The organism is Streptomyces sp. NPDC058579 (assembly GCF_042718575.1).
Classification (GTDB): domain Bacteria; phylum Actinomycetota; class Actinomycetes; order Streptomycetales; family Streptomycetaceae; genus Streptomyces.
On sequence record NZ_JBHXPI010000060.1, the window covers coordinates 22,584 to 34,296 of the forward strand.

Below are 11,713 nucleotides of genomic sequence, written 5' to 3' on the forward strand. Positions count from 1 at the left end.
GGAGATGTGAGAGGTCGTCATGTCCGAACAGTCGTGGTACATCCTAAGAACGTTTTAAGAGATGCTTTACGCCTTGTTTGACAAGATGGGGGTATGAACACCACGGACAGCAACAGGCAGCGCATTCTGGTGGTCGACGACGAGCCAGAGGTTCGGGCCGCCGTCGAAGACGGGCTGGTCGTCGAGGGCTACGAGGTGCGAGGAGCCGCCGACGGCCTCGCCGCGCTGTCGGAGGCGGCGTCCTGGGAGCCCGACGCCGTCATCGTGGACGTGATGATGCCCGTCCTCGACGGCCTCGGGGTCTGCCGGCAGCTGCGCGCCCTGGGGGACCGTACGCCGATCCTCGTACTGACGGCGCTGGACTCCGTCAGCGAACGCGTCGACGGGCTGGAAGCCGGAGCCGACGACTACCTGGTCAAGCCCTTCGCGCTGGACGAGCTGATCGCCCGGATCCGGGCGCTGCTGCGGCGGACCGCTCCCCTCCCCCGGGAAGCCGGCGCATTGTCCCTGGCCGACCTGATCCTGGATCCCGATACCCGGACCGGGCACCGGGGCGCGCGGCAACTGGAGTTCAGCCGGACCGAGAGCGCCCTGCTCGAACTGCTGCTGCGACACCCCGAACAGGTGCTGCCACGTGAGGTGATCATGGAACTGGTGTGGGGCAGGGACTTCGGCCCCGACTCAAACTCACTCGCGGTGTACATCGGCTATCTGCGTCGGAAGCTGGAGGCCGGGGGCGAGCCCCGCCTGGTGCACACCGTGCACGGGATCGGGTACCGGCTGGCCGGCGCGTGAGCGGCCGCCACCTGCTGCGGACCCGGCTGGCGCTGGCCGTGACCGCGTCCGCGGCCTTCGCGGCCGTCGCCATGTGCGCGGGCGCGTTCGTCGTGGTCCGCTCCGCCCTCTACCATCAGTTGGACCTCAACCTCACCCAGTCTGCCCGCCTCGTCTCCTCGCACAACCAGGGCGCCGGGCTGGGGGTCCTGGCCGGCGAATGCGAGTTCCTCGCCGCACCGGCCTGCGCGGAGGTGCTCGACGCCGACCCAGCGGCGAAACCCCCTCAGCGGGGGCTGCTACCCGTGGAGCCGGCCGCGCGCGAGGTCGCCTCCGGCGAGCGGGCCCCCTACTACACGGACATCACGGTCGCTGGGTACCCGGCGAGGATGCTGACCACGGGCTACGCCCCCGGCCAGGCGCTCCAGGTGGCGTTGCGGGCCGACCCGGTCGAGGAAGGCGTCGAGCAGGCAGCACGCCGACTGGCCCTGGCGGCGGCAGCCGGGGTGCTGCTCGCCTCGGTCCTCGGGTACTGGGTCTCGCGGACCGGCCTGGCACCGGTCACCCGGCTCACGGCGACGGCCGAACGGATCGCGGCCACACGCGACCCCCGGTACCGCATCGAACTCTCCCGGCCGGGGCGGGAGGACGAGATCACACGGCTGGCGGGAAGCTTCAACACGATGCTGGGCGAACTGGAACAGTCCGTCACGGCGCAGCGGCGGCTGGTCGCCGACGCCTCGCACGAGCTACGGACTCCCCTGACGGCATTGCGCACCAACGCCGAGCTGCTGGCGAGGGCGGACCGGCTCACTCCGGAACAGACGGCTCGGGCGTCCGCCGCACTCGGACGGCAGCTCCGGGAGGTGACCGGTCTGGTGGGCGACCTCATCGAGCTGGCGCGCGACGAAGAGCCACAGCAGCTGCTGGAACGGGTCCGGCTGGGCGCCCTCGTGGAACACTGCGCGCGCGGGGCACAGGAACACTGGCCGGCGGTCCCTTTCCGCTGGAGCGTGCCCGAGGTCGACCCGGTGGTGGCGGGAGTGCCGACGCGGCTGAGCCGGCTGATCGGCAACCTGCTCGACAACGCCGCCAAGTTCAGCATGGGGGAGGGCGACGGACTCCGGGTGGAGGTGGAGGTGAAGGTGCCGTTTCCCGGCGGCGGGCCGGAGCTGACGGTACGGGACCACGGGCCGGGCATCGCCGAGAAGGACCTGCCGTACGTCTTCGACCGCTTCTACCGGGCCGGGGCCGCCCGCGCCCTGCCCGGCTCGGGCCTCGGGCTGGCCATGGCCCGGCAGATCGCACTGGCGCACGGCGCCGAACTCGTCGCCGAACACGCCCCGGGCGGCGGAGCCCTGTTCCGCCTCACCTTCCCGCCGGAACCCTGACCGGCTGGCCGGCGCCGGACGGACCGGCCGCGTGCGGGGGCATCAGGTCTACTACTGAGGTTTTCGCTACTGAGGTTGTAGGCGTGGTGTCGTGAGTGTGAGTCCGGTCGCGGTGAGGCATCCGTCGATGATGTCGCTGCGGTATTGGATCTGGCGGAGGCCGTGTCGTAGCCGGCGGATGAGGCGGTCGGGGTCGGTAAAGGCGACGTTGGCCTGGCCGGTGCGGCGGAGGGGCCTTGACCCAAGGCCGGGTAGTTAACGGATTTGCGCTGGTGGCAAGGGGTTTGTCAGGTGCCATGCCTGGTATAGGTGGCGGGTCCGGTTTTGCGGATGAGTCCGTGGCGAGCCCATCGGTCGAGTTGTCGGCGCATGGTGCCCAGGGTGATGTCTCCGAGGTGGCGGGCGAGGTCACGCGGGTGCCCATGGTGGTCGGGGTCAGCGTCGAGGACTTCCAGGACGCGCTGCCTGCAGCGGTCTTCCGGCGGGGTGTGACGGTCGTCTGTGCGACATCCCGCGAATTCGTCTGAGCACTGCTGAGTCCGTGTCCCCTTGGCCAGGGTGTTCTGTCTCGTTGGGGTGTTCTGCGAGCTGGTGACGTAATTTCAGGATTCTTGAAGCGTTCTCACTTCGTCCGATCGATCTGTGATCGGGGCGAAGGCGAGGAGGCTCGGGTTGGCACTGGCAGCTACGTGACTTGCGCGAGTTCCGCGATCCGGTCTCGACGGAGGAGCTGGAGCAGTTCGAAACCGACGTACTCGCCGGGTTCGTCCTCGCGCGGGCTTCGGCGGAGCTTGCGGACGGCACCATCCGCGGGGACGTCGGATACCTGGCCCAGATGCGGGCCCGGTTCGGCCGACCGCTGTGGGATACGGAGCCGGCTGAAGCCGACGGGTACTTCGGGAAGGTACTGCGGGGCTCGCCTAGCGGGACCCGGCTGGCCCGCGCGCAAGCGCTGACCACGTACTTCCTGTTCCTGGAGCTGCGGCACAAGGTCGAGATCCATCGGATGACCGGGCGCGTCGTCGAGTGCCCGATCGACGAGATGAACCGGCCGCGGGGATCCAAGGACGCGGCCTTGCGGATCCCGCCGACCGAGCCGGAGATCAAGATGTTGTTCACCGGCTGGGGCGGCGAGCTGGCGACCTGCCGCAAGTTCGCCCCGACCGCGCGCAGTTCGACGACGACCACACCCTCTCCGGTGCCCCGGCGCGGCGGTCACCATCCGCTGCCAGGGGCATGACTACGGCACCTTCACCACCAGCGGCGACGGCTCCTTCTCCCTGCCGCTGACACGAGACCTGCCCGACGCCCGCGTCACATTCACACTGACGGCCACCATCCGCGGCATCAGCTCCGTCGAGAGCACCCACAGCCTCACCATCTCCTCGGGGGCGACCATGTCGTGAGGGCGCTGACGCGGTTCTCGTACTCGCGGCGAGCCTTGCGCTGTGCCGGGATCACCGGGACGCCCCTGGGGGCCGTCGAGAGGCTGGCAGCGGACGAGGAGGTCGGGGTTGGGACTGGTGAGCTCGCATGTTGATGTGTCGCGTATTCACCGATCCGCGCGTACTTCCGTTACGGTCGGTAGTGGCGTCCGGCATGTCCTCATATCTCTCACCCTCACCCGTTCTAGGGTCGAGTGGTGGGCGATGAGGATTCGCAGGAACCGATCGTGGTCGAGCATGGGGGGCGGATCACGCCGGTCGATTTTGTTTTCTGGCCCACCTTGGGCTTGCTTCCTGCGCTCGCCATAGTTCCTGCATTTCCGAGATGGTTAGCGTATGTATGCCTCGGATTGGGTGTCTTGACGACATGCGCTTTGATGGCTGCCGCATCGATCGCCTTCACTCACGAGAATGCCTGGATCGAGGGAACACGGATCCAGATCTCGCTCATGATCGGCTTCTTCGTGATCGGCCAGATGATGGTGTTCGCCTCGGGCTACTACCTGCTGTCGTCCGGGGTCCGGGGGTCCTTCAGCCAGGCGTTGACCCCAGCAAGTGCGGTGTACTTCTCCGTCACGGCCTGGACCACGACAGGGTTTGGAGATATTCACCCGACAACATCATTCGCGCAGATCCTGGTGGTCTGCGAGCTGCTCAGTGCTGTTCTCACAGTCACCGTCGTGTTGGCCACGGCAGTGACCAAGGCATTCGCTGAGCCCAAGGAGGCGCGCTGAGGCTGCGTTGCGCCTCCTCGGCCGAGGGTCGTCGAACATGTCACCGTCTGTGGTCGCCGGGGGCGTATCGGCTCCAGGTTCCGCCGGCTTCGGTGACCAGCCGGGTGGCGGTCTTGTCGTGGTAGCCCAGGGCCTTCGCGATGACGGGGGCCTGGAGGACGAGTTGGCGGATCGCGGAAGTCCTGCCGCGCTGCGGAGGGACGCCGATCGCGCGCAGGTGGGCCTGGAGGGTGACCGGGTTCATCGGCTGCCCTGGCTGGCGGCCGGGGAAGAGCCAGCGGGCGCTTCGGCTGCTGGCGTAGGGCAGGTGCTGGCGGGAGTGGACGTAGGGCCCGCATGAGTTCGGCGACGGGCTCCGGGAGGGGAGATGGCGGATCTCCTAGACAGACGGCGACAGTGGTGCCGTCGTCGGCGATGTCGCCGATGGTCAGGCGAACGATGCGGCTGACGGGCTGGGCGTAGACGAGAACGAGTGCGGCAACGATGCGGCTCCGCAGAGGCAGGGAGTCGCATCCGATGCAATTGGCGTCGGTAGAAACATCGGTACAGCCATTAACGCTAAGCACTTGATCATGGTCATGAGCTGAGCGTTGTGGCGTCCGGGCGGGGGCGGGGGACATCGGCGTTCTGGAGTGCGGCGAAGTCGGCGTGGGCCGCCTCGACGGCTTCGGGGGACGCCTGGGCCTTCTGGTGCTCGGCGAGGGCCCGGTAGATGCTGGCGGCGGAGGGGCTGTGCCCCTTGCGCTTGCCGGTGAGGATGATCACGGGCTTGGGGAACATCGGTACAGCGGTTGGCGCTGAGAACGATCATGGTTCCTGGGTGGCGGTCTCCGGGTTCGGGTGAGGCTGGGTCTGGAGTCGCTGGCGGAGGTCGGCTTCGTCGGCTGTGAGCGGGTCGCCGGGGCGTCGGATACGGACCCGGCGGGGGCGAGGGATGTCGTCGACGTCCTGGAGGTCGGCGAAGTCGGCGTGTGCCTGGGCGACCGCCTCGGGATACGCCTCCTTCTTCTCGTGTTCGGCGAGCGCGCGGTAGACGCTCGCGACGCTGGGAGCCTGGCCCTTGCGCTTGCCGGTGGGGATGATCAGGTCGGGCTGGATCTGCTCGACCGACTCGCCGTTCGCCCGGCGCCGGAGCACGGTGTGCAGCATGTCCTCGGTGATGACGGGCGGGCGGCCGCCGTGCTTGCCCTTGCGGGCCGCCGCGTCGAGCCCTTCGAGGGTCGACTCCCGGATGTTCTCCCGCTCGGTCTCCGCCATCGCGGCGAAGAACGCGAACAGCAGTCGGCCCGGCCCGCTGGAGTCGTACATCCCAGGCAGGGGCCCGGCAAGCATTTCCAGGACCAGGCCGTGGGCGGTGAGGTGGTCGGCGAGCGCGGTGAGTTCGGCGGCGTCGCGCCCCAGCCTCTGCATCTCGTACACCGTGAAGATGACCCGGCAGTGCGGGGCGTGAGCCTTGATCTGCGGGCCAGCGCGAGCGCGGCCTCGAACTGGGGCCGCACCCGGACGCGGGTGCTGATCTTCTCGGAGAACACCTTGTCGCGCGGGATGCCGTGCTTGGCCAAGGCATCGAGCTGCGACTGGAGTTCCTGGGTGAGCGTCGAGCACCGGGCGTATCCGATGCGGATGTCGGCGGTCGGGGTGCCCGGCGCGAGGGCGAGCGGGACCGGAGTGCCCGGCCGCCACGGCTGGCCTGGCCTGCGGTCGGCGGGGGTCGGCACGCGCAGGAGCTTGGCGAGCCGGGGCACCTTCGTGAAGCGGCCGGTGTGGTAGGTGCCGGCGACCGCGCCGGAGCGCGAGCGGCACGGCGGGCCGGGTTCGACGGTGCAGCGGGGGCAGGGATGGTGCTCGACGTCGTCGGCGTCGCTCGGGGAAGCCTCTTGAGGGACCGTCATGCCCTCGGATGCTGTCGCAAACGATTCTCAGAAGTACCCCGAACCCACCTTTGGGTAAGAACGGGTTCTGCGAACCGAACCGGCGCCAAGCGGTCTCCGAACTCTTCTTCTTGATCTCGCTCGGGCAAAGGCCCCCCGTTTGTGAGAACCGGTATGACTGGCCAGCGGGACGCGGAGCAGGTTCCAGGACTCTCCTCGCGACTGTCGCGAGCGTGCTGTACGGCTCGTCGATCACCATGATCACTATCGTCTGCACCGGCCAGCCGCAGCACTTTGGCTGTGCTGCAGAGCACTACTGCTGGGCGAACTGGGCGACAGGATCGCCTATTTGTTCCTCGATGCTGTCGCGCTTGGTGAGCATGGTCCAGTAGTGGTCGGCGATGTGGTCGGGGTCGGCGTGGTCATTCGCGATGTGGTCCCCGACGGTGATGGTGCCCACGTAGATGTTGGCGTCTTTGAGCTGTTCGTGGAGGTTGTGGAGGTAGTTGCGCAGGGCAGCGAAGGACAAGCCGAGGTTGGCCGTGATGTCGAGGGGGTACTTGCCCGAGGCTCCGGTGGTGAAAAGCATGGCGCCGCCGCCTCGTTCGATCATCTTCGGCAGGACGGTGGTGACTGCCGTGATGGGGCCGGTGACGTTGAGGTCGAGTGCGTGCCTGACGTTGACCGGGTTGATCTGCAGGGTGGTGAGGGCAGCCTGCCAGCCGGGCATGACGTTCCACTGCAGGACGTCGATGGGGCCGTAGGTGTCTTCGATGGCGGTGAGTGCTGCCGCGAGGCTTTGGGGGTCGGTGGCGTCGGCGGGGAAGGCGGCGGCCTGGATGCCGTCGGCCTCAAGCTCGGCGACGAAGGCGGCGAGGTTGTGCGGAGAGCGGGAGATCGCGGCGATGCGGTAGCCCTCATTGCCTAACCGGCGGGCCAGGGACGCGCCGAGGTTGGGGCCTGCGCCAATCAGTGCGTACGTCTTGTGCGGGGTGTTCATGAGGGACCTCTCGGCGGGGGTAGGGGGTCAGAGGGAACGGGCTGCGCCGCCGTCGATGCGGATGGACTCTCCGTTGATGTACGCGGCGGCGTCGGAGACCAGGAAGGCAGCGAGCTGGCCGATCTCCTGGGTGGTGGCGTAGCGGCCGGCCGGGATCTTCGCGAGGAACTCCGGGTCTTCGGGCCAGCTGTTGACGAAGCCCGGCATCAGGCTGTTCATCCGGATGCCCTTCGCCGCGTACTGGTCGGCGTAGAGCTTGGTGAAGCCGGTCAGTGCGGCGCGGAGGCTGGAGTTGACGGGGATCAATCCCATCGGCTCGAAGGCGGTATAGGAGGAGAGGTTGACGATGGTGCCCTTCCCGGCGGCTTCCATGTGCGGGGTCACCAGCCGGGCCATGCGCACCACGCTGAGCAGGATCATGTCCAGGCCGTCGTGCCAGTCCTGGTCGGTGACCTTCAGTAGTTCGTCGTTCCGGGCGTGCCCGCTGCCATTGACGACGGCGTCGATCCGGCCGTAGCGCCCGAGGGTGGCGTCCACCAGGCGCGCCAGGTCGTCGGGGACGGTCAGGGAGCCGGCCGTGGCCAGGCCGCCGAGCTCGCCCGCGAGCTCTTCGACCGCTGGGCCGTCGACGTCCAGCAGGGAGAGGTGGTGGCCGGCCTTCGACAGTTCAGTGGCGATGCCCCGGCCGATGCCGGATGCGGCGGCGGTGACGATGGCGACAGGGGTATTGCTGGTAGGACTCACGATGGATCTCCTGAGGGGCTTCTTCCGGTACGTCAGTACTACATTTATCGTACAGTGAGCCCTGGGGTTCCGACCATGTCGCAGTATGGGATGCGTCATACAATCGAAGTCATGGCCACATACCACCCCGACCGTGATCAGCTCCTCATAGAGGACGTGCTCGCTGCTCTCGGACACCCGGTCCGGCTCGGCATCGTGCGCGAACTCGCGGCCTCGGACCATGAGCGCACCTGCGGCAGCCTCCCACTGGAGGTGACCAAGGCAACCGCCACGTACCACTGGCGTGTCCTGCGCGAATCCGGTCTCACGCGAGAACACAAGAGGGGCCGCTACAAGGCGGTCTCTCTACGGCGGGAAGACCTCAGCACCCGCTTCCCCGGGCTCCTGGACGCGGTCCTCAACTCCTCGCCGCCCTCGGCCCTGGGCGAGGACCGTCAAGCCATCTGACAGACGTCCCGCCACGCCGGTCATACGACCGGGCCGTCGCTGGCGCACCACACGCTGCCTTTCTGTCAGGCCAACTTGGGATTCTCCCCGTCGGGCGCGGTGCGGGACCTGGGTACTGCGGCCGCCGCGGCGGTGAGGTCGAGGTGGGGGTTCATGCCCAGCTCGAACTTGCCGTACGGGTTCACGTGCGTCCAGAACAGCGGGGACAGCGCCCGCCGGTCCGCGTCGGTTACTGAGGTTGTAGGCGTGGTGTCGTCCGTGTGAGTCCAGTTGCGGTGAGGCATCCGTCGATGACGTCGCTGCGGTAATGGATCTGGCGGAGGCCGTGTCGGAGTCGGCGGATGAGGTGGTTCGGGTCGGTGAAGGCGGTGTTGGCCTGGCTGGTCCGGCGTAGAACCGACCAGACGCCTTCCACGGGGTTGAGGTCGGGTGCGTAGGGCGGCAGGTGGTAGGCGGTGATCCACTCGTGCGCGTCGATGAAGGCCCGCATGCGCCGGTCTTTGTGGACGTTCAAGTTGTCCCACACGAGGACGAGCGGTCCGCCGAGCTGCTGGTGGGCGGCGATGAGGAGGTCGCGGTACTCGCTCCAGGCGAAGCTCTTGCGGCCACCGCTCTTGTGATCGGTATTCCGTTTGGGCCGGTAGATCAGACGGGAGCGTTCGCCGGGTTGTAGCAGCACAGGGCCGCGATGGAGTAGCGGCGCTGGGACCGGCCTCGAACCCGGATGACCGGGGTGCTGCCGCGTCTGGCCCAGGTGCGTGAGGTCGGCGGCGTCATCGAGAACCCGGCTTCGTCATCGAAGACGGTCCAGGCCCCGAGCGCCGCCGCGGTGGTTCCACGTGTGGCCACACGTCCTTCACCCAGCCGGCCACTGCTTCCTCGTCACGCTCGACGGCCAGACGGGCCGGAACCTGGTGATGTCGAGGCCGTGACGGCGCGACTGGTGTCCGGGCGGCCGTCTTGTTGGCGGTCGTGGTAGCGGGAGATCGGTGACTTGACCTTGCGGGTGCTGAACACGCAGGCGCCTTGGTGGGAGGAGCCCGGCCAGGATCCGCCTGCCGATGACGCCGATCGTTGCACCGTTGGTGATGCCGGCGGCCTGGACGACGTGTCGCCTGCGGCGGGCGGCTCCGACGCCAGGGGCACCGGCTCGATCCCCGTCGCGGACATCGCGAGCCGGGCCAGGACGAGGTCCCGCCCGACCCGCGGCACCAGCTCGGTGACCTCCGTGACGTGCCCGCCGGTGCCCGCGGTCAGATCGGGGCGACCGATGGTCGCCACGGTTTTCAGCGCGGGGGCGCCAGGCGCGACCGCATCGCCCTGTAACGGGTCGACGGCGAAGCAGCTGGCCGCTGTGACGATCCACTGGGGCGCGACGAGGGCGCCGGAGCAGCCGCGTGTCTGGTCGCTGCTGCCGATCTGGAGCTGTGCGGTGAAGGCGTGCGAGCTGTCGGTGATCGGCGTGCCGGCGGCGGCTCGCGCGGGGGCGCCGGTCAGCATGAGGGGCGCGGCGATCAGGGTGGCCGAATGTGCGGCGAGGGCCGCGGGTCTGGTGGGTCGCATGAGTGGCTTCCTTGGTGGCGGGACGGTATCGGGACGCGGACAGGGGCTACCTGGAGGTCCTGATCTCCACGAGCACGGGGGGACGGCCGTCGGGGTCAGCGGTCTCGCCCACCGGCTTCCAGGAGTTGGCGGGGATGTCGTACGTCTTCTCCTCGGTGCCGACGGTCATGTCGAGCTCCGTCGTGTACGCGTTGCTGTTGACGCGGTACACCGTGGGTATCTCCAGCGTCAGCCGGCCGCTGTTCCCGCTTGCGCGGAAGCAGACGCGCGCGTTGTCCCGGGACCAGACCTCCAGGAGGCCGGTGCCGGAAGCGCAGTCGGCGAGGACGATGTGACCGTCACCGCGCTTGAGGACGATGCCCTGCTCCTCGCGGATGCGGTCGGCCCCCGGGTAGGCGAAGTCCTCGACCACGAAGCCGGGGGCCTCGTCGGCAACGGGCTGGGTGAGGGCGGCGTCCGCCCGCTCCGGGGCGCCGCTCAGGGCGAACCAGGCGCGCGCGCCGGCGGCTACGGAGGCCCTCAGAACACGCCCCGCGAGGCGTCTCGTTCGTGCAGCTGTGATGCGCGTCGTCCATCTGCTGCGAGCGTCGTTCCGCTATGCAGGCCGCCAGGACTGGGACAAGATCGCCAAAGCCCACAAGCCCGTCTACACGGCGCCGACCGAAGACGCGGCGACCAGCCGGTTCCTCGAGTTCTGCGAGGAACGGGACACCAAATATCCCGCGATCGTCCGCCTCTGGGAGAACGCGTGGGCCGAGTTCGTCCCCTCCCTGCAGTTCGACGCGGAGATCCGCCGGATCGTCTGCACCACCAACACGATCGAGTCCGTGAACGCCCGCATCCGCCGGGCCGTCCAGGCCCGCGGACACTTCCCCTCGGAGAACGCCGCGCTGAAGTGCATCTACCTCGCGGTGATGTCTCTCGACCCGACCAGCACGGGCCGCAAACGCTGGACCAGCCGCTGGAAGCGGGCTCTGCAGGCCTTCGACATCGCCTTCGACGGCCGCCTCACCAACAACCGAATCTGACCCAAAGACCAACCCAGCTACACCGTCTACTGGACAGACCCGTTCCCAGCGGGGATTTCCCAGGGTTCAGACGAGGGCAGGTCAACCCCTGATGGCCTGATGGTCAACTTTCGGGTGGGGAGTAGGCCTCGATCGGGCTAGAAGCGGTGAGCCCCTCGCGAACAATTGCGGGGACCGTTCCTCTGGCGTCCGGGTCGGGCTTTGTAAGTGGGCCGTTCGCGATGTGCTCGGCCGGTGCTATCGGGCCGGTGGTCGGCGCGTGGGGGCCGCTGGGTGTCCGCGTCGCCGGAAGGCCGCCCTCGGGCGTACGCGCAGGCCTGACGCGGAGGGCGGGGCACGGTTGCCGAGCGGTCTCGTCTTCCCGGGGCCCGCGTTCCTTCGCCGGTGACGTGACCGTCCGCGGTGGCCGGTGGTGATTCTCTCGCTGTGGGACCTGACTTGGGCGGGTTCCTGGACAACAGAAGGACATGGAAGACACATGGGTCATGAGTACGTTCCGGACAGCTCTCGTACCGCTGCCGCGAGTCGGCAGCCGGTGCCGGAACGGGTTTCCCCGCAGCCGGGACGGGAGCCGGTACGGCATCCCGGCATGCCGTCCGGTTCCCCTTCGGGCGCCTGGGCCCCGGTTGGCGGTGGGGAGTCTGGTATGTGGGAGGAGGTCGCGCGGGCGACCGCGGCCACCGGCCCGCTCACCGATGAGTGGATGCCCAGCGCGC

General features: G+C 68.5%; 13 protein-coding genes and 4 pseudogenes. 7 read left to right on the plus strand and 10 right to left on the minus strand.

What is annotated here, in order from left to right; translation table 11 throughout:
* Window positions 1-93 precede the first annotated feature (93 nt).
* The 5 genes from ACFWRO_RS34725 to ACFWRO_RS34745 all read left to right on the plus strand — a co-directional run bounded on the left by ACFWRO_RS34725 (window position 94) and on the right by ACFWRO_RS34745 (window position 4,344).
* Window positions 94-795 (plus strand): response regulator transcription factor, encoded by a 702-nt coding sequence (locus tag ACFWRO_RS34725; protein ID WP_384517919.1) that lies wholly within the window; start codon window positions 94-96, stop codon window positions 793-795.
* Window positions 792-2,165 (plus strand): sensor histidine kinase, encoded by a 1,374-nt coding sequence (locus ACFWRO_RS34730; RefSeq protein ID WP_384517922.1) that lies wholly within the window; start codon window positions 792-794, stop codon window positions 2,163-2,165. The genes ACFWRO_RS34725 and ACFWRO_RS34730 overlap by 4 nt, the downstream gene beginning before the upstream one ends.
* A 338-nt stretch (window positions 2,166-2,503) precedes the next feature.
* Window positions 2,504-2,692, plus strand: a complete 189-nt coding sequence (locus ACFWRO_RS34735; protein WP_384517925.1) for a hypothetical protein — start codon at window positions 2,504-2,506, stop codon at window positions 2,690-2,692.
* Window positions 2,693-2,859: 167 nt separating this feature from the next.
* Entirely contained in the window at window positions 2,860-3,405 is a 546-nt protein-coding gene (locus ACFWRO_RS34740; RefSeq protein WP_384517928.1) for a hypothetical protein, read from the plus strand.
* A 402-nt stretch (window positions 3,406-3,807) separates the two neighbouring features.
* Complete coding sequence (locus tag ACFWRO_RS34745) at window positions 3,808-4,344, plus strand: ion channel (RefSeq protein WP_384517930.1); 537 nt, start codon at window positions 3,808-3,810, stop codon at window positions 4,342-4,344.
* A gap of 40 nt (window positions 4,345-4,384) precedes the next feature.
* Here the strand turns inward: ACFWRO_RS34745 and ACFWRO_RS34750 are convergent, their stop codons facing one another.
* The 6 genes and pseudogenes from ACFWRO_RS34750 to ACFWRO_RS34775 form a co-directional block, all read right to left on the minus strand.
* The gene (locus tag ACFWRO_RS34750) at window positions 4,385-4,588 is read right to left on the minus strand and encodes a hypothetical protein (protein ID WP_384517933.1); all 204 of its coding nucleotides are present in this window, start codon (window positions 4,586-4,588) and stop codon (window positions 4,385-4,387) included.
* A gap of 332 nt (window positions 4,589-4,920) precedes the next feature.
* On the minus strand, window positions 4,921-5,124 hold the full coding sequence (locus tag ACFWRO_RS34755; protein ID WP_384517936.1) for a hypothetical protein: 204 nt from the start codon (window positions 5,122-5,124) through the stop codon (window positions 4,921-4,923).
* Window positions 5,125-5,151: 27 nt separating this feature from the next.
* Window positions 5,152-5,754, minus strand: a complete 603-nt coding sequence (locus ACFWRO_RS34760; protein WP_384517939.1) for a recombinase family protein — start codon at window positions 5,752-5,754, stop codon at window positions 5,152-5,154.
* A 107-nt stretch (window positions 5,755-5,861) separates the two neighbouring features.
* Window positions 5,862-6,236, minus strand: a pseudogene (locus ACFWRO_RS34765) (recombinase family protein); the annotation flags it as partial.
* Window positions 6,237-6,528: 292 nt separating this feature from the next.
* Entirely contained in the window at window positions 6,529-7,215 is a 687-nt protein-coding gene (locus ACFWRO_RS34770) for an SDR family NAD(P)-dependent oxidoreductase (protein WP_384517941.1), read from the minus strand.
* 27 nt (window positions 7,216-7,242) lie between these two features.
* On the minus strand, window positions 7,243-7,959 hold the full coding sequence (locus ACFWRO_RS34775) for an SDR family oxidoreductase (protein ID WP_384517944.1): 717 nt from the start codon (window positions 7,957-7,959) through the stop codon (window positions 7,243-7,245).
* 111 nt (window positions 7,960-8,070) lie between these two features.
* Here ACFWRO_RS34775 and ACFWRO_RS34780 point away from each other — a divergent pair, with 111 nt between their 5' ends.
* Entirely contained in the window at window positions 8,071-8,406 is a 336-nt protein-coding gene (locus ACFWRO_RS34780; protein WP_384517947.1) for an ArsR/SmtB family transcription factor, read from the plus strand.
* Between the two features lie 229 nt (window positions 8,407-8,635).
* On the opposite strand, the pseudogene ACFWRO_RS34785 reads toward ACFWRO_RS34780, so the two are convergent.
* The 4 genes and pseudogenes from ACFWRO_RS34785 to ACFWRO_RS34800 all read right to left on the minus strand — a co-directional run bounded on the left by ACFWRO_RS34785 (window position 8,636) and on the right by ACFWRO_RS34800 (window position 10,381).
* A pseudogene (locus ACFWRO_RS34785) lies at window positions 8,636-9,183 on the minus strand (transposase).
* Window positions 9,180-9,323 (minus strand): annotated as a pseudogene (locus tag ACFWRO_RS34790) (transposase); the annotation flags it as partial. The pseudogenes ACFWRO_RS34785 and ACFWRO_RS34790, both read right to left, overlap by 4 nt.
* Complete coding sequence (locus ACFWRO_RS34795) at window positions 9,289-9,969, minus strand: trypsin-like serine protease (protein ID WP_384517950.1); 681 nt, start codon at window positions 9,967-9,969, stop codon at window positions 9,289-9,291. The gene ACFWRO_RS34795 and the pseudogene ACFWRO_RS34790, both read right to left, overlap by 35 nt.
* Before the next feature lie 46 nt (window positions 9,970-10,015).
* A complete protein-coding gene (locus ACFWRO_RS34800; RefSeq protein WP_384517953.1) occupies window positions 10,016-10,381 on the minus strand; it encodes a hypothetical protein in 366 nt (121 codons plus the stop codon).
* 154 nt (window positions 10,382-10,535) lie between these two features.
* On the opposite strand from ACFWRO_RS34800, the pseudogene ACFWRO_RS34805 reads away from it, so the two are divergent.
* Window positions 10,536-10,997, plus strand: a pseudogene (locus ACFWRO_RS34805) (transposase); the annotation flags it as partial.
* Between the last annotated feature and the right edge of the window lie 716 nt (window positions 10,998-11,713).